The 24,795-nt window shown below is 58.0% G+C and carries 21 protein-coding genes and 1 tRNA gene; 6 read left to right on the plus strand and 16 right to left on the minus strand.

The window, feature by feature from the left end; translation table 11 throughout:
- The 5 genes from PPP56_RS03535 to PPP56_RS03555 form a co-directional block, all read right to left on the minus strand.
- A partial coding sequence (locus PPP56_RS03535) for a Uma2 family endonuclease (protein WP_353562655.1) occupies window positions 1–428 on the minus strand: 428 nt, incomplete at its 3' end.
- A gap of 89 nt (window positions 429–517) precedes the next feature.
- A complete protein-coding gene (ribD, locus tag PPP56_RS03540; protein WP_353562656.1) occupies window positions 518–1,717 on the minus strand; it encodes a bifunctional diaminohydroxyphosphoribosylaminopyrimidine deaminase/5-amino-6-(5-phosphoribosylamino)uracil reductase RibD in 1,200 nt (399 codons plus the stop codon).
- The gene (locus PPP56_RS03545) at window positions 1,669–2,367 is read right to left on the minus strand and encodes a hypothetical protein (protein WP_353562657.1); all 699 of its coding nucleotides are present in this window, start codon (window positions 2,365–2,367) and stop codon (window positions 1,669–1,671) included. The genes ribD and PPP56_RS03545 overlap by 49 nt, the downstream gene beginning before the upstream one ends.
- A gap of 58 nt (window positions 2,368–2,425) precedes the next feature.
- The gene (locus PPP56_RS03550; RefSeq protein WP_353562658.1) at window positions 2,426–3,550 is read right to left on the minus strand and encodes a hypothetical protein; all 1,125 of its coding nucleotides are present in this window, start codon (window positions 3,548–3,550) and stop codon (window positions 2,426–2,428) included.
- 51 nt (window positions 3,551–3,601) lie between these two features.
- On the minus strand, window positions 3,602–3,979 hold the full coding sequence (locus tag PPP56_RS03555; RefSeq protein ID WP_353562659.1) for a DoxX family protein: 378 nt from the start codon (window positions 3,977–3,979) through the stop codon (window positions 3,602–3,604).
- 311 nt (window positions 3,980–4,290) lie between these two features.
- Between PPP56_RS03555 and PPP56_RS03560 the strand changes: the two genes are divergently transcribed.
- The 5 genes from PPP56_RS03560 (at window position 4,291) to PPP56_RS03580 (ending at window position 12,530) form a co-directional block, all read left to right on the plus strand.
- Window positions 4,291–5,073 carry a lysophospholipid acyltransferase family protein gene (locus PPP56_RS03560; RefSeq protein WP_353562660.1) on the plus strand — a complete coding sequence of 261 codons (783 nt, stop codon included), beginning with the start codon at window positions 4,291–4,293 and terminating at the stop codon, window positions 5,071–5,073.
- Window positions 5,074–5,202: 129 nt separating this feature from the next.
- Complete coding sequence (locus PPP56_RS03565; protein WP_353562661.1) at window positions 5,203–6,495, plus strand: metallophosphoesterase family protein; 1,293 nt, start codon at window positions 5,203–5,205, stop codon at window positions 6,493–6,495.
- A 9-nt stretch (window positions 6,496–6,504) separates the two neighbouring features.
- Entirely contained in the window at window positions 6,505–7,809 is a 1,305-nt protein-coding gene (locus tag PPP56_RS03570; protein WP_353562662.1) for a BamA/TamA family outer membrane protein, read from the plus strand.
- Between the two features lie 179 nt (window positions 7,810–7,988).
- Window positions 7,989–9,584, plus strand: coding sequence for a hypothetical protein (locus tag PPP56_RS03575; RefSeq protein ID WP_353562663.1), 1,596 nt, complete (start codon window positions 7,989–7,991; stop codon window positions 9,582–9,584).
- 84 nt (window positions 9,585–9,668) lie between these two features.
- Window positions 9,669–12,530, plus strand: a complete 2,862-nt coding sequence (locus PPP56_RS03580; protein ID WP_353562664.1) for an Npt1/Npt2 family nucleotide transporter — start codon at window positions 9,669–9,671, stop codon at window positions 12,528–12,530.
- A 20-nt stretch (window positions 12,531–12,550) separates the two neighbouring features.
- Here the strand turns inward: PPP56_RS03580 and PPP56_RS03585 are convergent, their stop codons facing one another.
- The 11 genes from PPP56_RS03585 to PPP56_RS03635 all read right to left on the minus strand — a co-directional run bounded on the left by PPP56_RS03585 (window position 12,551) and on the right by PPP56_RS03635 (window position 23,912).
- Window positions 12,551–13,798 (minus strand): ATP-dependent DNA helicase, encoded by a 1,248-nt coding sequence (locus PPP56_RS03585; RefSeq protein WP_353562665.1) that lies wholly within the window; start codon window positions 13,796–13,798, stop codon window positions 12,551–12,553.
- A gap of 19 nt (window positions 13,799–13,817) precedes the next feature.
- The gene (locus tag PPP56_RS03590; RefSeq protein WP_353562666.1) at window positions 13,818–15,299 is read right to left on the minus strand and encodes an NAD(P)H-binding protein; all 1,482 of its coding nucleotides are present in this window, start codon (window positions 15,297–15,299) and stop codon (window positions 13,818–13,820) included.
- 69 nt (window positions 15,300–15,368) lie between these two features.
- A tRNA-Ser gene (locus tag PPP56_RS03595) sits at window positions 15,369–15,458 on the minus strand.
- Window positions 15,459–15,624: 166 nt separating this feature from the next.
- Window positions 15,625–16,536 (minus strand): ATP synthase F1 subunit gamma, encoded by a 912-nt coding sequence (gene atpG / locus PPP56_RS03600; protein ID WP_353562667.1) that lies wholly within the window; start codon window positions 16,534–16,536, stop codon window positions 15,625–15,627.
- 112 nt (window positions 16,537–16,648) lie between these two features.
- Window positions 16,649–18,280, minus strand: coding sequence for a F0F1 ATP synthase subunit alpha (gene atpA / locus PPP56_RS03605; RefSeq protein WP_353562668.1), 1,632 nt, complete (start codon window positions 18,278–18,280; stop codon window positions 16,649–16,651).
- A 126-nt stretch (window positions 18,281–18,406) separates the two neighbouring features.
- Complete coding sequence (gene atpH / locus PPP56_RS03610; RefSeq protein WP_353562669.1) at window positions 18,407–18,967, minus strand: ATP synthase F1 subunit delta; 561 nt, start codon at window positions 18,965–18,967, stop codon at window positions 18,407–18,409.
- Window positions 18,968–19,029: 62 nt separating this feature from the next.
- Window positions 19,030–19,539 carry a F0F1 ATP synthase subunit B gene (atpF, locus tag PPP56_RS03615; protein ID WP_353562670.1) on the minus strand — a complete coding sequence of 170 codons (510 nt, stop codon included), beginning with the start codon at window positions 19,537–19,539 and terminating at the stop codon, window positions 19,030–19,032.
- 333 nt (window positions 19,540–19,872) lie between these two features.
- The gene (gene atpE, locus PPP56_RS03620; protein WP_353562671.1) at window positions 19,873–20,103 is read right to left on the minus strand and encodes an ATP synthase F0 subunit C; all 231 of its coding nucleotides are present in this window, start codon (window positions 20,101–20,103) and stop codon (window positions 19,873–19,875) included.
- 109 nt (window positions 20,104–20,212) lie between these two features.
- A complete protein-coding gene (gene atpB / locus PPP56_RS03625) occupies window positions 20,213–21,394 on the minus strand; it encodes a F0F1 ATP synthase subunit A (protein ID WP_353562672.1) in 1,182 nt (393 codons plus the stop codon).
- A gap of 992 nt (window positions 21,395–22,386) precedes the next feature.
- Window positions 22,387–22,863 carry a bactofilin family protein gene (locus PPP56_RS03630; protein WP_353562673.1) on the minus strand — a complete coding sequence of 159 codons (477 nt, stop codon included), beginning with the start codon at window positions 22,861–22,863 and terminating at the stop codon, window positions 22,387–22,389.
- 155 nt (window positions 22,864–23,018) lie between these two features.
- Window positions 23,019–23,912 carry a peptidoglycan DD-metalloendopeptidase family protein gene (locus tag PPP56_RS03635; protein WP_353562674.1) on the minus strand — a complete coding sequence of 298 codons (894 nt, stop codon included), beginning with the start codon at window positions 23,910–23,912 and terminating at the stop codon, window positions 23,019–23,021.
- Window positions 23,913–24,100: 188 nt separating this feature from the next.
- Here PPP56_RS03635 and rpsT point away from each other — a divergent pair, with 188 nt between their 5' ends.
- The gene (gene rpsT / locus PPP56_RS03640; RefSeq protein ID WP_353562675.1) at window positions 24,101–24,352 is read left to right on the plus strand and encodes a 30S ribosomal protein S20; all 252 of its coding nucleotides are present in this window, start codon (window positions 24,101–24,103) and stop codon (window positions 24,350–24,352) included.
- Window positions 24,353–24,795 lie beyond the last annotated feature (443 nt).

The following is a 24,795-nucleotide window of genomic DNA, read 5'->3' on the forward strand; positions in this document are numbered from 1 at the left end:
ACGACCCAGTACTCCTGCACGCCATGCATTTCGTACAGCCGCTTTTTTGTCGTGAGGTCGTGATGGGCCGTCGACGGTGAGAGCACCTCCATCACCAGGTCGGGGGCTCCGTCGATTACCTGCTCACCGATCACATCTAACCGTTCTTTCGCTACGAACACCAGGTCGGGTTGCACGACATTGGTATCCGAGAGCTTTACGTCGATGGGTGCGAACAACACCTCGCCTCCATCTTCAACACAGGCATACAGCGCACGATACAGATATGCAACAATGCGTTGATGGTTGGATGTAGGCGCAGGCGACATGACAAGCGATCCATCGATGAGCTGATAGGGAGCGCCTTCGGGAAGCTGCTGGTAATCAGCGTAGCTATACTGCTCTTTGTCGGGCAGCGTCTCGGGCAATGGCAGCGTCGTCGATTCCATGACTCTGTCAACCTGTGGTGATGGAGGTATGTGTGCATTTATACGCTGCGTATTCGCGATGTATCCCTGCGACTTTCTCTCACCTCACGTCACACCGATCGCATGTAGCCTTTGAACAGTAGATCCTCCCCAACGGATGTCCACTGCTGATCGGCGAAGGTCAGGGCGTTATCCATGCGGCGGATGCCGAGATCGTGCAGGCTTGGCATGCCGGTGCCCACAACCTTAGGCGCGATGAAGCAGAAGAAGCGATCGACCAGGTCCTGCTGAAACAGTGCCGTAGCAAGCCCCGGACCCGCCTCTACGAGAAGCGATTGCAGCGGGCGAGCGACAGGGCCGTCGGGGGCGCCGAGGTGAGTAAGTAGAGCCTGCAGGTCGAGGTGATCGTCGAGCGTTTCGGGGATGCGCACGACCTGTCCGCCCTGCGCGGTGAGCGTTTCGGCATAGGCAGGCGCTGCCCGCTCTGCGCCGACAACGGCCACGGTGGAAGCGGTGTGGCCATCGGTAAAGAGGTGCAGCTCCGGCGAAAGCGTGCCCGTGCGGTCGAGCACGATGCGATGCGGCTGGAGGCCATCTACGTGGCGCACCGTCAGGCGCGGGTCGTCGGCCGCTGCGGTGCCGCTGCCTACGAGCACGCCGTCGAGCTCAGCGCGCCACCGGTGCACCTGCGTGCGCGACTCCGCGCCCGAGATCCACTGGCTGTGTCCGGTGGTTGTGGCAATACGTCCGTCGAGCGTCTGCGCAATCTTGAGCGTGACGAGCGGGCGTCCGGTCGTTACGTGATGAAAGAACGCCTCGTTGAGCCGCTTGCATGCATCTTGCTCTACGCCAACTGTTACGTCGATCCCATGAGCGCGCATTCGCTCAATGCCACGCCCGGCCACCTCCGGGTACGGATCAACCGTGCCCACGACTACGCGCGGGATGCCTACATCGACGATCAGGTTGCTGCAGGGGGGCGTTTTGCCATGGTGGCTGCATGGTTCGAGGTTCACGTAGAGCGTTGCGCGGCGCAGCGCATCGGGGCCGTGGGTGTCTATCGCCGTGTGGATAGCCCGCGCCTCTGCGTGCGCCTCCCCGTATTTCGCGTGCCAGCCCTCTGCCAGGATCTCACCGTGCGCATCCACCAAGACAGCCCCCACCATCGGGTTGGGACTTACGTGTCCGGCGCCCCGCCGCGCCAGAGCGATGCAGCGACGCATCCACCCGGATGCCCCGGACGCTCCGTCGGAGGGGGTGTCTACACTTCCTGGATGTAGCTCGGCAGCGAAGCCTGGGTCAGTTGCCATTGCTCAAAGTAGAATTTGGATTCGGAGCGCGCCTTCTGAAACGGAAGCACAAAGCACCGCGTGGATTCGGTGGAGACGTGCGTTTGGAGCGCATCGGTAAGGGCCTCGCGTACGGGCGCCGGGCTGAAGAAGCTCCAATCGAAGCCGTCATGGGCGGGCTCCGACGAGAACACCGTAGCGCCCGATTCGAGGAGATCATGCAGCGCGCTGCTGGCCTGCCGCCGGCCCGACGCGGCCACCGTGCGAAGGGGAGCGGGCGCTATGGGATGCGCAGATACAGCAACTACACGTTCGCCATTGGGCTGCATCCATCGCCGGCGCACGGCCTGCATGTCGAGATCGGCTTCGAGCGTGCCTTCTGGATCGACACCGAGACCGTGCGGATGCGAGAACACCTCGGCCAACGCATGAACGACGGCATCCATGACAGGAAGCGCGGTGAGTCCGATGCGGTCTGCATCCAGATCGGTGCCCGCAAGATAGCCGCGGTAGGCCGTGGGCGGATCGAGGAGGGCACGCAGCGTAGCAGGATCGGGCTGGGCTGTGGTGTCGGCAGAGCGCTGGGCCTGCTTCCGAGCATCGGGATCGGCGTTTTCCGTCACGGCCTCAAGCAGGGCAGGCTCTTCAACGAAGTATTTAACGATGGGCATGGTGGGACTGCGGGGGTAGCACGCAACGAGTGTGGGTCGAGGATACGGCGCACACGGGCTATGGGTTTTCAGCGGGATGCGTGACGGGCTCACCGGCGGTGGCGGCCGGTTCTGAGCCTGGGTCGATTGCCTCCAGCTGCTCGCGGTGCGCTTCGTACGAGGCGTCGGATCCGCCTGCGGCGTGGCGGACCTGCGCGCGCTGGCGGGGCAGCAGCATGTCGACCCGGTCTACGGTGCCCATCCAGACCTTCAGCGCCTTTCCAGCGCGGCGTGCACGGGCGTGCACAGCCGGTGGCAGTGCGAGCGTGATGGAGGCGCCCGGTGGCAGCACCACATCGACGGGGTGGCGCCAGTCGCGCTGCTCCAGCCGGTCGATGTAGAACATGCGCGTGCCGTTGTTCGCCACCTGGGCGCGCCCGTCGGTAAGCGCAATCTGCTGCTGCGGGAGCCGCTCATCCCCTACGTGATAGGCTTCCAGGTCGAGCGGTTCAGCACGTGAGGTGTTGGCATACGCATCCAGAATCTCAATGAAGTCGCTGGTGTAGTCTTTCAGCCAGCCGCAGTAGCTGCGCACCGCTCCATCGGCTACCGTCACCTCAACAACGACCTGCGAAAACAGGTGGCGCTCCAGCAGCGGGTCGAACGCATTGCCCGTGTGCTGCACGACCTCCGTCGATATAGACTGCACCTGTGCATCGTGCCGCCCGATGAGTCCGCCTGCCGGTGCCTTTGCCTTCGCCACGCCGATGATCATGCCGATGGACTGCAGCAGCGCATCGCGCACCATACCCATCCAGTTGCGAACCCACCGCCCCAGCCGCCGGAACAGACCCGGATTCCGCGTCTGCTCGATGAGCATTTCGCGGCGCTCCCGGTTCTTTTCGGTGAGGCCTTCCGGACACCGGTAGAGCGCGTGCACGGAAGCGTACTGCTCCTTGTATAGGATGGTCGACCGCTCCAGATGCCCCTCACGGGCTACTACCGGTTCAGGGTATGTAAGCTCCAGTCCGGTAGAGCGGATGTCGGCGGTGCCCCAGGTGGCTTCGTTTGCCTGCGTTACGAGTGTAATCGGGAAGCCGTCAAACGACTTCAGGCAGCGGTCGCGCCGGCGCGTGCGTACGAGCGCCAACACCGTGGCAACCGCCAGAATAACGAGAATAGTGACCAGCGTAGAGCCATCCACGGGCTATTGTGCGCAAGTGCTGTGTGCAAGTGCTATCTGCAAGTGCTGCAGTTATTCGTCGTTTGCAGGCGCCGCCTGGCGCTGCCGATAGGTGACATATGAAACAGCCAGAACCCCGAGTACGATGACTGGGGGCAGAATGTCACCGATTGGGTCGCCTACCGCCGTATGCGCAATGAACGCGGACACAAACGAGGTGATGAACCCGAAGTACGTCCACTCTTTCAAGAAACGCGGAAGCGGAGCCAACAGAGCTATACTCCCTACGATCTTAGCGATGCCCAGTTGCACCCGAAAATAGTCCGGAAACCCCAGATGCCGGAACGCCTCAGCCATGTCCTCTGCCAGCAAGTACAGCGTTCCCGATGCAAACTGCGCCAGCGCAAGGAGTCCGGTAGCTCCCCAATAGATGTAATCGCGTTTTGTCATGTTAAGCTTTATTTGTTACAACACACAAATTATGATAACGTATGACTCTAAACAGGTGCGTGGCTGCACAGTTCGGTTCTTCCCTACTCTTTTTTTCTACGGGGCGCCTGAAGCACTTTCTTGCATAAACGGTACAATCGAACGAAGCGTACTTCTGCCAAGTACGTAGTGCCTTAGGACCTGATATTTTTGCTGGCCGACCCGACCAGATTTGTAGCCACGAGATACGGACATCTCTTTTCTCGCTGCTGGACGTTCTCGACGCGACTTCATGGCTCTGGCTTTCCTTACGTTACAAACAGCCTGTATAGATGCGCGACATTCTGCTTTCAGCCTGGGTCTGGACCTCCACGGCTCTTCTTCTCATTGCCTGGGTGCCGATCATTGCGGTGGTGCGCCTCACCGACCGCGACCCGGCTCTCTACCGGAGTGGCTATACCCTGCGGCTTCTGGGACGCAGCATGACCTACCTGAACCCGTTCTGGGACGTAAAGGTTGAGGGTACGCCTCCCGATAATCCGCGCAACCCCTACGTAGTTGTCGGGAATCACCTCTCTCAGGGCGACCCGCCCGTAGTGTCGCGGCTTCCATGGGAGATGAAGTGGGTCGCCAAGAAAGAACTGTTCGACCTGCCCGTAGCCGGGTGGCTCTTACGCCTCTCCGGAGATATCTGCGTCGATCGCAATGACCCGGCAAGCCGCAGCCGTGTCATCGACAAAGCACGACGCTACATCGATCATAAGTGCAGCGTCATGTTCTTTCCTGAAGGCACCCGCTCGCGCGACGGACGCGTTCACCAGTTTGCCAACGGTGCTTTTCGGTTGGCGCTGGATGCAGGAGTCCCTGTTCTCCCGATCGTCATCGACGGCACCCAGGAGGCCCTCCCTAAGCATAGCCTGCGCTTCCGCACTAACCCGGAGACCATGCGCGTGAAGGTGCTTCCCCCTGTAGATCCCCGTGCCGAAGGCCTCACCGAAGTCGACACCCTTCGCGCGCATGTCCGTCAGCAGATTGTCGCACAGCTTGCCGAGTGGCGCGGCACTTCTCCTGATGCGGTCGATGCCTTGACGTCTCGATCGGCGCCTTCGTCGTAGCCTGCGCATCGCCCCACCGGCTCTGTCCGTCAGTTGTGCAGCGTGCCCACAGGCCAGGCCGTTGAACGGTGTAACGCACATTCCTGCTCTGACACATAGCCCAGCCGCCCCGTTCTGCTTCCCTCTCTTATGCGTCAACGCTCCCACCCCATTCGTTTCGCCGTACTGATTGCACTGACTGCTGTGCTGGTTACGTCCGTCGGCGGCTGTGCTTCGATGGAGCTTGTCGAAGAGGAGTACGACGAAGAGCTTTACGCCTTCATTGAGCCGCCCGAAGCGGTCCAACCCGATTCGACGCGCTTCCTGGTCGTAGGCGATACGCAGCATTCCTGGCGGGCCGAGCATCGCTTCTGGAGGCGCCATAACTGGGCGACATGGTGGCAGCTCGCGTTTCCGTTCTACCAGCTCACGCGTGTGGGCAACGGGTTCGTCGGCGGCATCAACTATCTGCGGCAGAAGCCCGACCTCGGGAGCCGCGAGCGGGCGGCTGTGCGAACAGCCATGCACGCTGCAACCGAAGAGCACGAGCCGGCCTTTATCGTCCATACCGGCGATATGGCTGCGCACGACGGACGCTACGCCGAACACTGGCATCACTTTCTGGATGAGTATGGATCTGGCGAGGCCAGCCTGCTCCGTTCGTATCCCTTCGTAGCCGCCGCCGGCAACCATGACCTGACGAACGACCCCAACTACGGGCGCCCGAATTACGAGGCCATTTTTGGCGCGGACGCTCGCTTTCAGACCATTGAGTTTCCCGATGCCGTGCTCTTCGTCGTCGACTCCAACCTGATCGTTGACCAGGAATCGATCATGACAGACGAGCAGCACAAAGCGGCGTTTCGCTCCTGGTTTGTCGGAGACGAGACGCCGTCGTGGCTGGAACGCCAGCTTGAGGCGCACCGCGACAAATCACTCAAGATCATCGCCTCACACCACCCGCTCTCTACGCTCAGCTGGCACGAACGTGACTTTCGTAAGGACGCCTACGGCCCAAACTTGATGGACAAGCGCGAACGCCTCATTAATCTGTTGCTCGACCACGATGTGCAGGCTATGCTCACCGGCCATGAGCACCTGTACGAACGCAACCAGCTTACCGCCTGCCGCAACGACACGCTCCGCACCATGCACACTGTTATCAGCAGCGGCGGCGGGGCCATTGTGCGTCCGACCACAACCGCCGAGGAGGAGCGGACCCGCAAGCGCCACTATGCCAGCCAGGGCTTCGACGTAACGCTACAGGCCCAGAAGTCCGTCTACCACTACACCTGGGCCACCATCGAAGGGGCTACCCTCACGCTCGACACGTACGAGGTCGACGTTTCAACCCCAACGGAGGTGACGCTCCTTGACCACGTTACCATTCGGGGCGATGCCGCCTCCCAAGCCTGCACGCTCACTGAATCATCGTCCCAATAGCTGCTTCGTATGAGCCGTTGTCATGTCTCCTTTCTTCTGCTTCTGATTGCCGCATGGGGCGTGCCATGGCAGGTAGCGGATGCGCATGCCGCGCCGTCTCATACGCTGTGGGCTGCCTCGATCGCAATCGATACCACCAATGCCGCGCCTCGGACGCGCACGGAGCAGCTGCGCCGTGCCCGTGCGCAGCAGCCGCGGGTGGATCTGCCAGAAGCTGGCCGCATTGAACGGTTCATTATCGGACTCGAAGACGATGGCCTCATCCATGCCATTAACCGCATCACACGGGGTACCCTGCGTGCACAGATTGGCGGGCTGCGCACCGGCACCGGCCTTGGCGCGCGCCTCTCGGTCCACCCGCTACATCGCGCCTCAAACGTCGACCTGATGGCCGGTGGCGCGCTCTCGATACGCGGCTTCTGGACTGCACACACGGCTTTTGCGCTACAGCGCGGGCCGGTCTTTACCCAGGTGTACGGCCACCTCCACCTGCGTCCGGAAGAGGTCGTACTCAGTGCCGCTCCCGACGCCGAAGAGCGGCTTGCGTTTCGCATCCGCAATACAGCCGCTGGTGGACTCATGGGCCTGCGTCTCTCTCCAGCACTTACACTGGCAGCCGACGTTGCATACACCACGAACCGTCCGCGCACCGACGATGACCTCGCTGCGTCTGAACTGCTCCTTGACCTCGATCGGTCGCGCTATGTCACATATGGCACCCACCTGCTGTTTGACCGGCGCGATGCCCGGTACGGTAATGCGTATGGCAATCGCTTCACCCCGCTTACCGAGGACCTGAACGACCGTCCGGTCGCTCCCCGGTCGGGCACAATGCTGCAGCTTAAAGCGCACCGCTTTTACGACACCACCGACCGCTCCCTCTCGTTTGGCCGCCTGGTGGGCGAGGTGCAGCAGTATCTGTCTACCCGCCACGGCTATCACGTACTTGCGCTGCGCCACCGCACGGTGCTGACCGATGTATCTTCGACGGCCGACATTCCGTTTTTCGAGCTCCCAGCCCTCGGAGGCAGCTACACGCTGCGCGGCTTTCGCGACTTCCAGTTTCGCGGGCGGCATGCGCTGCTGTTCAATGCCGAATATCGCTGGCGGACCTGGCACTTTGCAGATCTCGTGCTCTTTGCTGATGCCGGCAAGTCCTTCGATACGGTCGACCGCTGGGGGCTCACCGACCTCAACATGTCGTACGGCATTGGCAGCCGCCTCAGCAGCAACGGCTCCACACTCGGGCGCATAGACCTTGCGTATGGCGATGACGGACTGCGGCTAACCATCAGCACCGGCAACGTCTTCTGACTCTCGTAGCCTCTCGTGTGCCCCGCTTCCCAATGCTTTCCTAAAGTGACATGTGCAACGCCTCATCGTGCATCTTCCCGCTACGCATCCCCCTTTGCCCCTCAGCTCTGCTTCTGCTGATTCTCTTCGTTGGATGCGGCAGCCCTCTCTTCTTGTCCGGCGCCTCTGCCCAGACCTTCTTGCCTGATGATCCGGTGTGGGACGACCCCGACCGTGCGCATATCGACCCGCCTGAAGCACGCGACCTCTACGACTTTTATGACTTCTACGAAAACGCCGTACTACGACGCGGCGAATCGGGCGGCGCGGCGATGAATGTTAACACGCTCGGCGAAGTGCCACGCTCCAGCTGGTACGTGCCGCGCCATTATTACGACCGCCTGTCGCTGGAAGAGCTGACACGCGGATCGCTGACTGAAGACGATCTCGACCGCTCCGAGCCGTGGCGTGTTGTTGAAGGCAAAGACGAAGGCACAACCACCGGGTTTTGGGTGGATGCGGGCGAGCATCGCCATCTGTTCAAGTTCGACGCCCCCGGTCATCTGGAGCTTTCAACCGGGTCGGAGGCCGCTGTAACGCGCTTCTTCCACGCCTTCGGCTACCACACGCCCGAGAACTACCTCGTTCATTTCGAGCGCGACCAGCTCGCCGTGGGCGAGGGGGCCACGTTTACGGACAACCTGGGCCGTGAACGTCCAATGACGGAAGACGACCTTAACGATATTCTGGATGAGATGCCGCAGTACAACGACGGACGCTACCGTGCTGTAGCCAGCCGGTTTATTCCGGGAAGCGTAATGGGTCCGTTCAAATACCACGGCACCCGTCCCGACGACCCCAACGACCTGTTTCCGCACGAACATCGGCGCGAGCTTCGTGGGATGCGCGTTTTTGCCGCATGGCTCGATCGCGTAGACTCGCGCAGCAACAACACGCTGGATTCGTATGTCGAGGAAGATGGGCGCGGTTTTGTGCGCCACTACATGATCGACCACACGACCACATTCGGCGCCACCCCGCTCGGCCCGAAGCGCGTCTGGCATGGCAAAGAGCGCATCATCGACGTGCCTACGGTGCTCACCAGCGCGCTCACGCTGGGCTGGGCCGGGCGCCCCTGGAATCGATTCGAGTACTCCGACCATCCTGCTGTTGGCCGCTTTGATACGGTGCACTTTCACCCGGAGCAGTGGAAGCCGGAGTACCACAACCCCGCATTCCAGAATATGGATGCCGACGATGCGTTCTGGGCTGCCAAGCAGGTTGCGCATTTCACCGAAGCCGATATCCGCGCCCTTCTCGCTGCAGCCGAATATTCAGACCCGGCTGTTGAAGACGAACTCACTACCGCCCTGCTGATTCGCCGCGACAAGATTGCACGTGCCTATCTCCCGCACGGAGGAGGCATCGACCGGTTTCACATCGAGGAAGACACCCTGCATTTCGACGACCTGCTCGACCATCTGGCGTTCGATGAGCCCCCTGCCCCCTTCGCTCCGACCCAATGGCATGTCTTTGACAACGACACCGGTACGCGCGGCCCTGTACATGCCACTACCTCAGTCCGTAACACAAAAGCACCGCTCCCCCACACATCTGACGCAGCATACGTCGTTGGGCAGATCCGCCGGGTAGGGGCTCCCGATCAGATAACAGAGGTGTACGTGCGCCTCCATACGAGCACACCTACGGTCGTCGGCGTTCGGCGCCTCGCGAATGGCCCCGATGCCTCTCCACCGATATGGACTACCCTTCCCGAGAAGCCGCCCACCGAGTGATTGCTGCATGGCATGCGCATCTACCCGACAGGCGGGTGCCATTACGCAAACCACTGCTTTGCATCCTTGCACCCGTTTGCCTGAATGACTTCTCTGCTTCGCTACATCGCAGACGTGCGTCCACACGAAGCCGCGCTTACGCTGCTGATGACGGCGTACTTCTTCGTGCTTCTGGTAACGTACTACCTGCTGAAGCCGGTTCGCGACAGCATGTTTCTGGTCGAGCTCGGAGCAGAGCAGCTTCCCATCGTGTTTATCATGGTGGCTATTGTTGTTGCCCCTGTTGTGCGCATACATGGCTACGCAGCGCGCCGCCTGTCTACGGGCGCCCTGATCGGTCTGGTTACACTTATTCTGGCTGCTTCGCTTGTTGCGCTATGGGCCGCCCTCGAGTCGCGCTCCCAGTGGCTCTTCTACCTGCTGTACATCTGGGTCAGCATCTACGGTGCGCTCACTGCGTCGCAGTTCTGGCTCTTCGCAAATGACCTATTCACAGCTGCGCAGGGGCGGCGCCTATTTGCTGTACTTAATACCGGAGCAATGCTGGGCGCCTTTGCGGGCGGCGAGGTTGCTCATCTGTTGGTTGACGTATTGGGGATGCGGACACAAGACCTTCTTCTCGTAACGGCTGGGGTGCTTGCCGGCAGTCTCTTCGTGGTATGGGGCGCGCTCCGCGAGGCCGACCGCTCCACCGTGCCGCTTCCCCCAACGAGCCGCGATGCCATCGAATCTCCCGACGACGCTGGAGGCGCCTCCGCCGGTTTCTTATCGATGCTGGGCACCGTGCGGCGCTCCTGGCTACTCACGTTTATTGTAGGCATTATTGCCCTGGAGATGCTCACGCATACGTTTGTCGACTACCAGTTTAAAGCGCTCACAGCAGAAGCTTTTCCCGAGGAGTCTGACCTAACAAGTTTCCTTGCTACGTTTTACGGACGGGTGAGCCTGATCGCCCTCGCGCTTCAGATCTTTGTGGTGCCGCGCTTGCTAAGCCGATACGGCATCGGAAGTGCTCTGCTTATGATGCCCATTGCGTTATTTGCCGGATCAGTGTTTCTGCTGATCGTGCCGGGGCTGTGGGCTGTCGTGTTCCTTCGCGGTGCCGACCTGAGTATTGAGCACTCAGCCAATAAGGTGGGGCGCGAGCTGCTCTTTCTTCCGGTGCCGATGAAGGTGAAAGAGAAGGTCAAGGTCTTCATCGACGTATTTATCGACCGAGGATTTCGTGGGCTGGCTGGGGCGCTGCTCCTGCTTTTCACGGCGGTGCTCGGCTGGGGCGTAATTCCCCTCGGCATTGCCACGCTGCTGTTTATCGTCGCGTGGATTGTTGTTGCACTCTGCGCGCGGCGTAGTTACACCGTGGCCTTTCAAGAGGCCCTCGAAGCAGGTCAACTCGAAATGGCTACGTCGTGGACGCGCACCGCTAGCCTCGACGACACCTTGCAGGTGTTAGAACACGCCGTTACCAACGCCGACGACATGCGCATTCTGTACGCGCTGCGCGCCCTGGAGCAGCACGACGTTACGACAGATGCCAGCTCTCGTGTCGATGAAGCCGTACGTCCGCTGCTGCGATACCCATCTGCCAAGGTTCGTATGCAAGCCATCAAAACCATTGACCATGCATCCTCGTCGTTTCCTGATATCGATGATCGCTTTTTGGATGACGACCGTGCCATCCAGGAAGCTGCATATCGGCACCAGTTCGATTATGACGTTCCAGAGACGGAAGTTTTGAAAGCGTACCTGAAAAAAAATGGGGCAGCCACGATCGATGTTGCCGATGCGAGCTGTGTGGTGCCTCTCGGCTCCGACGGCGCTACGGCATGCCTCGATATCGAAATGATAGATGCACTCACCACGCACGACGACCCAGGGCTGCGTGCCGCCCTTGCTCATGTCCTCCGCGAAGCCTCTCCTACGGTAACGGAAGAGCGCCTTCACACCTTAGCCAACGACGATCATGCTTCGGTCCGACGCGCAGCGATTCAGAGCATGGGAACAACCAAGGCATTATTTACAGATACGCTCATTCCGGCTCTGGCTGACGACGACGTGCATGTAGCGGCCTGGAACGCGCTTGCCAGTCAGGGCTCCCGGGTTCTCCCTGCGCTCGTTGATGCCTTCCGTGCACCCGACACAACCAAGCACGTACGGCGGCGCATCCCGCGCGTGCTTAGCTCGATTCCCGATCAGCGCAGCGTCGACGTACTACGCGACCGCCTGCAGTGCGACGATCCCATCCTTCGGTTCAATGTTACGACGGCTCTGCGACGGCTGAACGCCGAGATGGACACCTGCTCGCTTCCCGACCATGAACTCGACGAGGCACTCAACGCTGAGATTGAGGTCTACTACCGGCTCACCCAGGTGCACCATCGCATCAAGCAGGACGGCGAGCCGCTTGCCGATCGCGAAGACCAGATCCTCGATCTGTACGACCGGGGCGTTCTCAAACCGCCGTTTAAGCTCCGGTCGCTTGCTACGCTATTAGGTGAGCGGCGCGAGCGTAGCGCCGAGCGTATCTTTCAGCTGCTCGGGTTGCGCTACTCGCAGCGCACTGTGCGCTATGCGTACAACGCGTTTTCGAGCGAACAGGAAGATCTGCGTGCTATGGCAGCGGAGTGGATTGACAACGTCATTGACCCTTCGCTCCGGCGCCGCTTGCGACCTATCATTGATCCGCCTGAGCTTTACGTGCAGGCCCGTGCTGGCGAGCGTCTTTTGGATATCACTACCGAGACGATCGAAGAGGCGCTGCTCGCCCTTATCAACAGCGCCGATAGCAAGCTACAGGCTTACGCGATTCTCCTGGTGCCTGCCGTTTCGACGCCGCGACTCGTTGCGCGAGCGCGTGCCCTGATTCGCATCGGCGGCAAGCGCGCGCAGACGGCTGCTCGCTATGCCCGTGCGCTCTCTGATGAGCATGAGGATATTTACGCATAGCGCGTGCGCAGGCCCTGGCCTTACACCAGCATCGCCAGGCGACGCGACGGGCGAGTTACTGCTACATAGAGCAGCGCTTGCTGCTCAGCGCCTCTGCAGGCCTGCAGGTCACGGTAGTCGATAAAGACGGTGTCGAACGTTGACCCCTGCGCCTTATGGACCGTGGATGCGTAGGCGTAATCGACCTTTGCGAACTGCTCGCGCAGGCTGTAGTAGCGATCCCATTTTTTTGCATTGTCTTTGGCATCCTCGCGGCGACGGCGCAGAGCATCCTGGTAGCGCTCCTCTTCTTCATCGTGAAGCACAGCAATCTCTCGCCGCATGCCATCGTAGACCCCGCGCACCTTGAGCATCCACACCTTCCAGGAGCTTAAGTCATCGCCTTCAATCCGCTTTTCGGTGATGGACTCCACGCGCACCTCTTCACTATTTTTGATCAGCGGCCGCTGGTCATGGTACCATGTTTCTCGGGCCACAATCCACTCGCCCACCTCGAAACGAGGGGCTTCGGAGCCGTATCGCTCGGCACGCACCCGGCGGTTGTAGGCTCGCACCGTCTTGTTTCGGTAGGCCAGGATACGCGCATGTTCGGGGTTTTCCCGAAAGGTATCGCTCGCAAACGTACGCACCAGGCTTCCAAAGAACTGATCATCGTTGTGAGTGATCGCCACCCCTTGCCCATCTTCATACTTGCTCCGGAAGCCGTGCCACGACTGGTTGCGCACCTTCGTAGCTAATTCCAGTACAGGATTATCTGTTGCCTGCCGGTGGACTTTTTCCAATGTGGCGCCGGGTACCTGTAGGGCTGGGGAGTCTTCCTCGTTAACCGGCGGGAGCTGTGCCGGGTCTCCCACGAAGAGCCATTGCACGCGGTCGGGGGTCGCCTTTACATACTGCCATTCGTCGCGCCCAACCATGGACGCTTCGTCAACAACCACAATGCTTGCCTCCATGTCACGCTCTTTGTCATCAGGCACCAGCTCGTAATCCCCTTTGCCATCTGGCTTTAGGCGCAGTCCGAGAAACGAGTGCAGCGTCTGCGTGGGTACGCCAACCTGCAGGTGATTGCGTAAAACCTGCACGGCCTTATGTGTTGGCGCACAGACGTAGACCGCGCAGTCTTCATTGTCGAGCTTCTCAACGAGCGTGCTCACCACGTATGTTTTTCCTGTTCCGGCATAGCCGCGCAGTCCAGTAAACCGTTCGCCCTGGGCCAGGCGCTCATAGACAGCATCGAAGGCTGCCTGTTGATCAGCGGAGAGGTTCATAGAGGGAGGGCAAAAGGGCTTACGATGAAGGAGACGAGGGCGCAGGCGACGACAGTTTGGTGTTTCTGCGCAGCGTAGCCAGGTGGTTGAGGTGGCGTCCGAATCCGTTCATAACGAGCAGATGTGCAACAGCCTGTGTGGCGTTGTAGACAGACCACGGTAGCATCGGCGAAAAATCGTGGATGGCTGCCAGAATGTGCTTCCCGTCGGCGGTCCGGCGGAATTCCAGGCGTCCGGCATTATGGGCATCCGGTGCTTTGCTGGCCAGCAGCCCGCCTGTTACGTAAAACAGCTGGCGCCCGCGCGGGCTGCGGTTGGGGGCGTAGCTAAGCTCCAGTAACGTAATGCCCAAGGGCTTGAACCGGACCCGGCACACCCGCTGGTCGGCTACGGTGCACTGCAAGAGCGGTCCGCCAATGCGCGGGAGCCACCGCATGTACTGGTTGGCTACGTCGCGTGCCGTGTATCCCGGCGGAAGCGGAAGGCGCTGCACCGACCGCACCACGCTTTGCTCACGCATAATGGCCTGGTCTTCGTTTTGCAGCTCCGATCGCGGGTTGGGATACGGGAGCCCTTGCTTGTTAACCGATGCACGAAGTCCGTCTTCAAACGACTTCATGCCTGAACGCAGCTTTTCCTGTAGCGGATTCGTGTCTACAACAACCTGGTAGCGCAGGCTATCTACAAACGGGCTAACGAGGGCCCAGGGAGCTCCGCTGAAGAGCCAGACCCAGAGCTTAGAGAGACGGGGCGAAGTAACAGGAACGGTCCCCATCGGCCGCGACAGTCCAAGCACCCGTGCCGTACGTTTCAGCATCTCGCGATACGACATAACATCGGGTCCGCCCAGGTCGTATGTTTTGCCGTAGTGAGTCGGTTCTCCCAGCACGGTCTCGAACGCGCGCACGACGTCATCGATAACGATCGGCTGTGTTTTTGCCGATGTCCATGCGGGTAGGATCATCACGGGCACGCGTCGCACAAGATGTACAAGCATGCTGAGCCATGTACCGCCACGCCCTACGATGAGCCCGGCACGAAGTGCGGTAAGGGGTGTGCTGCAGGAAGCAAGTGCTTGTTCGACTTCTTTGCGGCTGCGCAGGCGATCTGGTAGAATGCCCTGTGCGGGCACAAGCCCTCCAAGCGTTATAATCTGACGTACGCCTTCCTCATCGGCAGCGCGCGCTACATTGTCGGCCAGGAGAAGATCCAGGTCGGGTACACGGGCTTGCGTGAGCCGCGCTGAGGCGTGCAAAGAGTGCACCAAGTAGAGAATGTAGTCGACGCCCTCTAAGGCTTGCTTTACTTCGTAGGGATCAAACAGGTCGCAGTGAACCCATTCAGCGCCGGTATCCTGGATCTGGTTGGCGGATGCTCGTGCGGGCGACCGCGTGAGAGCACGGATGCGATAATGTGGGGCCAACGCCCCTCGAAGGGCAGTCCCTACGAATCCGGTAGCTCCAGCAATAGCTACGAGTGGGCGTTCAGACGAGCCTGCCATGAGCATTCTGCAATCGATTGGGCGGAAATGCAAAAAGCCGATCTCGGAGATCCGAGACCGGCTTTGCTGCGGAGAGGGAGGGATTCGAACCCTCGAAACGGCTATAAACCGTTTACTCCCTTAGCAGGGGAGCGCCTTCAGCCACTCGGCCACCTCTCCGTTTGTTTATCCGTTCACGTGCGTACTAAGCAGTGTACGGTAGACGGTATGTACACGCAGCGACGTGTCGACATGAGGTTACGTGCACTGGTCTATATATCGGATACTACATACGAGACACGTGCAGCCAGAAGTTCCGATTTATGCTGCAATAGATTGCATCAATTTACGATGAGAGCGCTTCAGCACCGCTTGAAATGTCAAGGATCTCCATCGTAATCGCATTCTGGCGTGCCCGGTTGTATTTGAGCTGCAGTTCGTCGCGCAGCTCTTCGGCATTGCTGGTTGCGTTATCCATCGCTACCATTCGAGCCCCCTGCTCTGCGGCATTCGACTCAAGCAAGGCGCGCCATACTTGATAGTTTAGGAATCGTGGCACCAGTACGTCCATAATGTCTCGTGCACTCGGCTCGAAGATATAGTCAACTCCGTGATCGCTTGTTTGCTCTGGAGGAGCATCTTCTGCCATAACAGGGGTGAGAAACTGCTCTTCCGGAAGCGGCAGCAGGGGCTCCACGATTCGGTTCTGACTGATCGTGTTCTTAAACTCGTTGTACACGACCTGCACTTCAGACCAGATTTCGCGCTCGAATCCCTCGCGTGCGGCCTCAACAATTTTTTGAGGGAGTTGAAACGTGAGGTTATCAAACACGCCACGGAAGTCCCCCACAAGCTGATAACCGCGACGCTCGAAGTGCTCGTGGCCTTTGCGTCCTACACACAGCAGATAAAGGTCGCCTCTGGCGCGTTCCTTGGTATAGCGCTCCTCTATTGTTGCTTCGGCGGTCTTAATCACGTTCGAGTTAAACGCACCTGCGAGCCCTCGGTCGGCTGTGATAACGACGAGCAATACACCGTCCGTTTCGGGTGCTACAAACAGGGGGTGCCCAGCGTCTTCAAGCTCATCGGTAAGATGCGCGATGAGCTCGCTCAGCTTGTATGCATATGGGCGCGCGTGGAAGATGCGCTCCTGAGCGCGCCGCAGCTTCGCAGCCGCAACCATTTTCATGGCCCGGGTGACCTGCTTCGTGTTTTCGATCGAGTCGATCCGGTTACGGATGTCGCGGAGGTTAGCCATAAGCAGCCAGGAATGAATACATACAAGGTTGGGCGCGGCGCATATTATCACGCGGAGCGTCATGCATCGCGCCAAGCAATTTTGCTATAAGGACTATATCAGAGGAGCCCGGTTAGAGCGCCTCCAGAATCTCTTCATCGTCGTCTTCCTCATCCTTAACGATGTACGTGGAGGCTACGTCGCTCACCACATCGCGGATGTCAGACTCAACGTCTTCGCTCAGCTTACCGGTTTCGCGGATGCTGTCGAGTATGTCTGTATGCTGGGTTCGGACACGCTCAAGCAGGTCTTCTTCAAAGTCCTGTATGTCTTCGACAGGCACGTCGTCGAGTAGTCCTTCTGTGGCAGCATAGATGATAACAACCTGCTCTTGTGCAGGTAAGGGCGAGAACTCGTCCTGCTTCAGGATCTCAACCATGCGCTCGCCGCGGTTTAGCTGGCGCTGGGTTGAGGCGTCCAGGTCAGATCCAAACTTAGCAAAGGCCTCAAGCTCGCGGTACTGCGACAGGTCGATACGCAGCGTACCGGCTACGCTTTTCATAGCTTTGATCTGCGCGCTTCCCCCCACACGGCTTACCGACGTCCCCACATCAATCGCGGGTCGTACGCCTGAGTTAAAGAGATCGGTTTCAAGGTAGATCTGACCATCCGTAATCGAAATTACGTTAGTCGGGATATAGGCAGACACGTCGCCTGCCTGTGTTTCAATAACCGGCAGAGCCGTCAGCGACCCACCGCCCTGAACGCGGTCTTTGAGCCCTTCAGGCAGATTGTTCATATCTGCAGCCACCTCTTCGTTGTCGATAATCTTCGCACCGCGTTCCAGCAGGCGGCTGTGCAGGTAGAAGACATCTCCAGGGTAGGCCTCGCGCCCGGGTGGACGCCGCAGAAGCAGTGAGAGCTCACGATAAGCAACGGCTTGCTTCGAGAGATCGTCGTATGCCACCAGTGCGTGGCGCCCCGTGTCACGGAAGAACTCGCCGATGCAGGCCCCTGCAAAGGGGGCGATGTACTGCAGCGGCGTCGGCATAGAGGCCGACGCGTTCACAATCACCGTGTAGTCCATGGCGTCGTTGCGCTCAAGTGCGCGTTGCACCTGAGCTACTGTTGAGTCTTTCTGCCCTACAGCAACGTAGATGCAGTAGACCGGCTTATCGGTATCATGGGTTTGTTTTTGGTTGATGATCGTATCTACGATCACCGCTGTTTTTCCAGTCTGGCGATCGCCGATGACAAGCTCACGCTGGCCTCGGCCGATCGGGACCATTGAGTCAACAGCTTTCAGCCCGGTCTGAAGCGGTTCGGTAACCGGTTCGCGGTAAATTACCCCAGGAGCCTTTCGCTCAAGTGGCATGTCAACTCCATCTTCTTCAATGGGTCCTTTCCCATCAAGTGGGCGCCCGAGCGGGTCTACCACGCGTCCGAGCATGTGCTCGCTGACCGGGACCGACGCAATTTTACCTGTGCGGCGTGCTTCATCGCCCTCACTAACAGCATCGACTTCACCGAAGAGCACAACACCTACGTTGTCCTCTTCAAGGTTTAGCACCATGCCTTGCACACCGGAATCGGGAAACAAGACCAGTTCGCCGGCCTGAACGTTTGAGAGACCATAAAGCGTAGCAATACCGTCACCGGCTTGAAGCACAGTGCCTACTTCGTAGACGTCAGCATCGGCTTCGAAGCCACCCAGTTCACGCTTAAGGACAGATGTTACTTCATCTGGTCGAATGGAAGTAGACATAACGGAGTGGTGTTAAAGAGGTAAATGGTACAAAGGGATGCGCAGGTGAGGGCGTAGGCACTGTCACCTGCGAGGGAGTAGATTTCGCGGGATAGACCGTTTGCAGGCTGGGGCATCAGGCCCCGGCTATGCGGTGGCGGTCAGGTGTGCGTTGGTATGAAAGCGGTCACGCAGAGCTTCCAATTTGTGATGCACACTGCCATCATACACCTGATCACCAATCTTCACAACGAGCCCGCCGATGAGAGACGGGTCTACCGTCACCTCCATACGGATCGTAGCGTCTGTCATCGTTTCGAGCGCCTGAGTGAGCATGCGTGTCTCTTCGTCATCCATCTCATGCGAGATGCGCACGTGAGCTTCTACGATGCCCTCTTGCTCGTTTCGTATCGAACGGTAGACCGACAGCATTTCATCGATCAGTGTAAGGCGCTTTTTTCGAGCCAGAAGCTTGAGAAAACGAAGCGTAAGCTCATCAACCCGGTCGTCAAATAACGAACCAAGGACCCGGTTTTTCTGATCAGCCGAGAGAACGGGGCTTTTGAAGAACCGGGCCAGTTCGTTGTTTTCTTCGATCGAGCGCTGAAGGAGCGCCATATCATCATCGATGGTATCGATGCGATCATTCGCTGTAGCTTCCTCGATCAGGGCCGAGGCGTATCGGGTTGCAACCGCACGTTGACTCATAAGACAAGGGGCCAGGCTGCAGAGCCGTGAAGGGCGCTACAGCGATGAAACGATACAGACGATCAGTTTTTAGGCAGTTCGTCAATGAAATTGCTCACCAGCTGACGATGCCGATCGGCATCCAGGTCGGCTTGAACAACTTTGCGAGCTGCCTCAATAGCCAGGTCTGCGACTTCGTCGCGAAGATCTTCAAGAGCTCCCTGTTTCTCGCGTCGAATCTCCGCCTGCGCTTGGTCGCGCATACGGCTGATCTTGTCGCGTGTCTTCTCGAGCTCTTCTTCACGCAGCTCCTCGGCAGCCTCACGTGCTTCACGCAAGATCCGTTGCGCTTCACGCTCGGCCTGGCGGCGTTTCTTTTCATTCTCTGCCTGCATTGCCTTGGCCTCTTCAAGGGCCTGCTCGGCACGCGTCATGGAGTCTTCGATGCGCGACTCGCGCTCGTCGAGCGCTTCGGTAATCGGCCCCCACCCAAACTTATACAGGAGGAACAGAAAGATGGCGAAGGCGAGCGCTTTCCAAAAGAAGAGGCCCGCGGTCGGCTCGATCAGGCTTTGAGCAAGATAGAAGGCCATAGTATACGGGGAAAAACGATACGGGAAACGTAAGGAGGTACTGCGCCAAGGCACAAGCGCCCCCCTAACAAGAGGAACGTGTTCAGGGTCTATGCAGCAGGTCAGGCACGTAGCATCTGGCAAACCTTTGTATAAGGATTAGCCACATTCTGCATGGTGCAAACCGAGAGGTGCTCAAGCAGAAGCATGTAACGGGATGTTGCATGTCCTGCTCCCACAGCCCAGACGGGCGCGAGCAGGCTCCTCTTTATACCAGTGCAGAACCACTTATGCAGGGTACAGCAGCGCGGTTGAATATGCGAGACGTCCAAAGACGCAACGTGGTTGGCTCAACTACGCAAAGAGAACCAGCAGCAGACAGATAATAACGGAAAAGAGGGCCACACCCTCAATCAGACCGGCAGACACAATCATGAGTCCGCGAATGTCACCGGCAGCTTCTGGCTGGCGGGCTGCGCCGTCCATGGCCGAGTCAGCGAGGCGACCAATGCCATAGGCGGCACCGATGGTAGCGAGGCCGGCACCGAGGCCAGCAGCGAGGTATGCAAGAGCAGCAGCTTCCATAGTATTAGGGTTACGTTGTCGTGATGTAAAAACGAAGGTCATGCAGAGTGCAGGGGCATGACGTCCCTGCCGCGAACGCCCCGAGGGGGCATACAGCGCGTAGTGCGGATTAACCCGCAGCTGGTGCTGCAGCGGAAGATTGCGCCGATGCAGAAGCATCGGAATCATGATGCGAGGAGGCATGCTCCTCGTCATGGTGCCCATGCTCTTCAACGGCCATGCCAATGAAGAGCGCGGACAAAATGGTAAATACGTATGCCTGAATAAAGGCGACAAGCAGCTTTAGCAGCAAGATGAAAACGATGAATCCTGTACTAATGATGCCCGCTCCGAAGGATGCGGCGCTACTTGCAAATAGAACATTGATAATAAAGATGATTCCGATCAGGCTGAAGATGACCAGTGAGCCCCCCATCATGTTAGCAAAGAGACGGATGGCGAGCGCTGCGTGGCGTGTGATGAGCCCCAGGATTTCGATCGGGACAAGGATAACGCGAATTACCGCTGGCGCATCGGGAGGGCCAAGAAAAATGTGTTTCCAGTGGTCGGCTGTTGCGTAGACCTGCCCAATCACAAATGTAAAGAGCGCGAGTATCCCGGTCACGGCAAGGTTGCCTGTAGCAGACCCTGAGAAAGGCACGAGCCCAAGAATGTTGGCCGTTAGAATGAAGAAGAAGGCACTCAGCAGATACGGGACAAACTTTTTGTACTTGGCGCCGATGTTTGGCTTAGCCACTTCATCACGAATGAATACAATAATGACCTCCATCATATTCTGGAGTACACCACGGGGCGCCTCTTTTCGGCCAACACCTCGCTTGTACCGATTGGCCAGCGTCACAAAAATCAAAAACACGAGTGCCATTGCAGCAAGCCCAAACATGAAGTGACGCGTGATCGAAAAGTCGGCAACAATGTGCCCACCTTCCTCAGCAAGAGCCACGGGGCTGTACAGGTGCGACTTGCTTGCTTTCTTTTCCGCGAGGGCTTCCGGATCAGTGACGAGCGTCTCGCCGTCCATCAGCCCATAGCGCCCGGAGTCAAGCAAGCTTTTCGTGGAAGCAAAAGCATCAATTCCAATATTCCCTTCTGCATCCCTTGTCAGCATGATGCGTGGCAGCTCCACACTGAAAAACGGGTTGAAGTCGAGGTAAAATCCGTCAGCAGCGTGTCCGACAACCGATCGGTCTACAATGTAATCGAGCGTAAGCCCATTGCTTTCGCTATCTTGATCGGTCGTCTGGGCGGAAGCGGATGTGCTCAATGCCGTGAGGCTAAGCGCGGATAGCATTAGCCCGACAAGCAGAACGTAACGGAATGATAAGCAGGAGTATCGATCCACCGAGTCGAGTAGGTCAGTCTGAAAGAAACGTCAGGAGCATGTATTGCTGGTGTGCCTCCATATGATCACTGTTTCGAGCACTACACTCACAATGAGTGCCGTGACGAGCGCTATCACGAAGGCGGTTTTATGAACCGGGAGCATCGTGGCTACAAGAGCAAGCCCACCAAGAACGACTGCCATGCGAAGCAAGATGCCTCGCACTGTCGCACGTGTCGCACCTGTGATCGAAGACGCTCGGAGCGCGCCTCTGTGCGTCACAACGCGAATGAGTGTACTTGCCGCAACAATGCCAACCCCCAGGATTGCACTGAACCACCATGTAGAGAGCAGACCGTGCATAGCTTCACCGGCTCAACACCATTTAACAACTAATGTGTGCTGGCGTAGCTGTTTCCGAGCCCGTCGCTTTTTGACGGGTCAAGCAGGACTGAAGCCAAGCATCTGTGGCTGCATATCACACATCACAAAGTGTAAAGCATGAAGCGGTGGAAGACCTGTGAATAGCAGAAAATAGCCGCCTCATACGATGAATAAAAAATGAAAGGCGGGACTTAGCATCTATCTGCGCGGTGGGTTTCCTCCATAGTACAGTTCCGTCACAATGTATCCTACAGATATCACCGCCAACAAACTGCCGACCATCACAAAAACAGGAGTTGTGTTGAGCGCAAGATCGACGCCCCACCCAAGCAGTGGGGGCCCACCGGCTGCCCCAACCAGGCGCCAGCCTAAGTCAAGGTGTGGAGCCACGTCGTGCCACGCGTCACGCCAAGGGGTTTGGGTTTTTCTGGGCTCTGCTTTGTCTCCTCGTTCTGGACTGTCAGTGCCATTTATATCCATTTTCAAGCCTCTTGACGGCGTTCGAGTGGGGATGAGAAGCCACTACGCTATGCAATGCAATAGATCGTCTCTCTTCTCAACTCACTCTCGCGCCGTGTTTACGACGCCGACTTCGTTTTGTCTTTCTTTGATGCTGAAGACGCTCCTCTGTCTTCCGACTTCTCGCCTGTGGGGGTCGACTTCTTCTGCCCGGGTGCTGTGTCTGACGCAGCTTCTGCGTCCTTGCTGGCTCCTATTTCTTCCATTGAGCAACTGCCTGTAAAAAGTGCGCCTTCTTCCACAACCAGGCGTTTTGTATGGATGTCGCCTTCAATTCGGGCTGTGCTCTTCAACACCAAGCATTCGCTCACGCGCACCTCTCCTTGTACGCGTCCCGCAACGTCGGCATTGGTAGCAACAACCTCACCATCTACCGACCCGCTCTCCGCGATAATAGCACGCCCTTCGACACGTATAGTCCCCACAATGTGGCCGCTGGTGCGCACGTCGTTTTCGGCATGAAGCGTACCCTCGAACGTCGTTCCTTCTCCAACAAGGTTAATCTGATCCGATACTGCTCGCTTATTCTGTGCCATATTCTTATTGTCTGTTTTTTTCGACGAGAAAATTCCCATGGGTTGTAGGCAGTGATTTTGAACGAAATTAGCCCGCAGTTTGCAAGCTGACCTATGCCAATTTAGTGCTTGCATCGCAGCAGCGTGTTGTCGCTATTTGCGACATATCTGTGCTACTACCAGCCCGCAATAAACGAACGAGGATCTTGTGCCAGTCCGTGGTGCCAGAGCTCAAAATGAAGGTGCGGTCCTGTTGTGATCTCGCCCGAATTGCCAGTAACGGCAATGACCTCTTGCTCCCGCACTTGTTCGCCAACTTGCTTCAGCACGCGTTTGTTGTGTTTGTAGACCGAGAGATAGCCGCCACCATGTTGCACAGCGATTGTATACCCTCCTTCCTGGGTCCAGTCAGACAAGACCACGTATCCATCCCCGATTGTGCGTACGAATGAGCCCTCTTGCACAGCAATATCTAACGCATAGTGGCCTGCACGCGGATCAAAGCCCCGTGTCGGATAGCCGGTCTCGACAGGAGGCGGTACGGGCATGGACAGTGCTGGGAGATCGTATTCAGCTGTGGCTGCCGGGGCGGCTTGCTGATCTCCGCTGAACCGGGTCAGCATGAGCGCGGGCTGTTCGTGTAACGACCAGCTATCGCTACTTGGCGCCGGGCTGTAATCATCGACATCGGAACCAGCGCTCCCTTCGTCTTGCTGTACAGCTTCAGAACTTCCATCAACGCTGCCCGTCAGTAGCGCCTGGAGTCGCTCAATATACTGTTGCTGTACGCTTAACGTGTCTTGCAGCGCAGCCACGCGTACGGCGTTGAGCTGTGCGCTACGTTCCATTTCTTCGGTACCGTATCCAGGAATAAGCTGGCGCAGCGGTGTAAATGCAAGTACACTCACCGCTACGAGCATGGCCACAAGCATAGAACTCCCCCAGATGAAAAGGAGACGACGGGGCTCTACTTGATATCGGCGCGGCTCTTCGACCGTGTTCTCATCAAGAAGGAGAACCGTGTACGTTGTGTCAATGTCGCTAAACAGTTCTTTCAGGAACGCCCACATGACGGTATGATGCTTAAGTTAAGGAGAGGGCTTACAGCGCGTTGATGCCTAATTTATGGAGTATTGGGAAACATCCGGCATGAGTGCCGGTGGATTGCTCCTGTTGTGTATTCAGCAAGGTTGCTGATCCAGCGCTATACGCCAGCACACATACTTGAACTACGTCACAGACCCATTACACGTTTACTATGCCCCAACATAAATCTGCAAAGAAGCGCCTTCGCCAGGATGCCAAGAAACGAGTCCGCAACCGCGCGCAGAAGCGCAAGGTGCGTACCCTCGTCCAGAAATTAAAGTCTACAACCGATGCAGAAGAAGCGCGTGCTCTTTTGCCCAACGTTAAGAAGGGACTGGACCGCCTCGTCTCTAAGAACCTTATTCATAAGAACAAAGCTGCTAACAAAAAGAGCAAGCTGGAGAAGTATGTAAATAGTCTGTAAGCGGCTTCTGCAACCTCATCAAGCAGTCGACGCAATTTGGCGCTCTCTGCAGTGCGAGCAACACTGCGTGGAAAAACCGGCCTAAACGCACCAGGCTGGAACCCAGCGGACCGAAATGAACCGAGCGCCGCTGCAAGACACCACGGGTTCGATATGTATGTCCGATACGTCAACGACTTCCCGCTCTTTTGAATAAGCGGGCGCTTGCCAAGTCCGTCTCGCCGTGACTTTTCCCGAAGCTGTCAATCACTCTGGCTTCGTGTATTCGTAAAAGTTGGTCCGAGACCTTTGATTTTACGATACATCTTCATACATTTGAAGCGGTATTGCCTTGCTCCTTACAGCCACAACGTCAATACTGTGAGCAAGATATAGCTGGCTTGAGCAGATATGAGACGTTTCTGCCGTTAGCTTTTTTCATTCTGCCACTTGGTTTACGACGT

The organism is Longimonas sp. (assembly GCF_040409695.1).
Lineage (GTDB): Bacteria > Bacteroidota > Rhodothermia > Rhodothermales > Salinibacteraceae > Longimonas.

Excerpts from the sequence above, each read along its gene's own strand:
- ribD (WP_353562656.1), bottom strand. The coding sequence starts at position 1,717 with ATGGCAACTGACCCAGGCTTCGCTGCCGAGCTACATCCAGGAAGTGTA.
- PPP56_RS03545 (WP_353562657.1), bottom strand. The coding sequence starts at position 2,367 with ATGCCCATCGTTAAATACTTCGTTGAAGAGCCTGCCCTGCTTGAGGCC.
- PPP56_RS03555 (WP_353562659.1), bottom strand. The coding sequence starts at position 3,979 with ATGACAAAACGCGATTACATCTATTGGGGAGCTACCGGACTCCTTGCG.
- PPP56_RS03560 (WP_353562660.1), top strand. The coding sequence starts at position 4,291 with ATGCGCGACATTCTGCTTTCAGCCTGGGTCTGGACCTCCACGGCTCTT.
- PPP56_RS03565 (WP_353562661.1), top strand. The coding sequence starts at position 5,203 with ATGCGTCAACGCTCCCACCCCATTCGTTTCGCCGTACTGATTGCACTG.
- PPP56_RS03570 (WP_353562662.1), top strand. The coding sequence starts at position 6,505 with ATGAGCCGTTGTCATGTCTCCTTTCTTCTGCTTCTGATTGCCGCATGG.
- PPP56_RS03580 (WP_353562664.1), top strand. The coding sequence starts at position 9,669 with ATGACTTCTCTGCTTCGCTACATCGCAGACGTGCGTCCACACGAAGCC.
- PPP56_RS03585 (WP_353562665.1), bottom strand. The coding sequence starts at position 13,798 with ATGAACCTCTCCGCTGATCAACAGGCAGCCTTCGATGCTGTCTATGAG.
- PPP56_RS03590 (WP_353562666.1), bottom strand. The coding sequence starts at position 15,299 with ATGGCAGGCTCGTCTGAACGCCCACTCGTAGCTATTGCTGGAGCTACC.
- atpG (WP_353562667.1), bottom strand. The coding sequence starts at position 16,536 with ATGGCTAACCTCCGCGACATCCGTAACCGGATCGACTCGATCGAAAAC.
- atpA (WP_353562668.1), bottom strand. The coding sequence starts at position 18,280 with ATGTCTACTTCCATTCGACCAGATGAAGTAACATCTGTCCTTAAGCGT.
- atpH (WP_353562669.1), bottom strand. The coding sequence starts at position 18,967 with ATGAGTCAACGTGCGGTTGCAACCCGATACGCCTCGGCCCTGATCGAG.
- atpF (WP_353562670.1), bottom strand. The coding sequence starts at position 19,539 with ATGGCCTTCTATCTTGCTCAAAGCCTGATCGAGCCGACCGCGGGCCTC.
- atpE (WP_353562671.1), bottom strand. The coding sequence starts at position 20,103 with ATGGAAGCTGCTGCTCTTGCATACCTCGCTGCTGGCCTCGGTGCCGGC.
- atpB (WP_353562672.1), bottom strand. The coding sequence starts at position 21,394 with ATGCTATCCGCGCTTAGCCTCACGGCATTGAGCACATCCGCTTCCGCC.
- PPP56_RS03630 (WP_353562673.1), bottom strand. The coding sequence starts at position 22,863 with ATGGCACAGAATAAGCGAGCAGTATCGGATCAGATTAACCTTGTTGGA.
- PPP56_RS03635 (WP_353562674.1), bottom strand. The coding sequence starts at position 23,912 with ATGTGGGCGTTCCTGAAAGAACTGTTTAGCGACATTGACACAACGTAC.
- rpsT (WP_353562675.1), top strand. The coding sequence starts at position 24,101 with ATGCCCCAACATAAATCTGCAAAGAAGCGCCTTCGCCAGGATGCCAAG.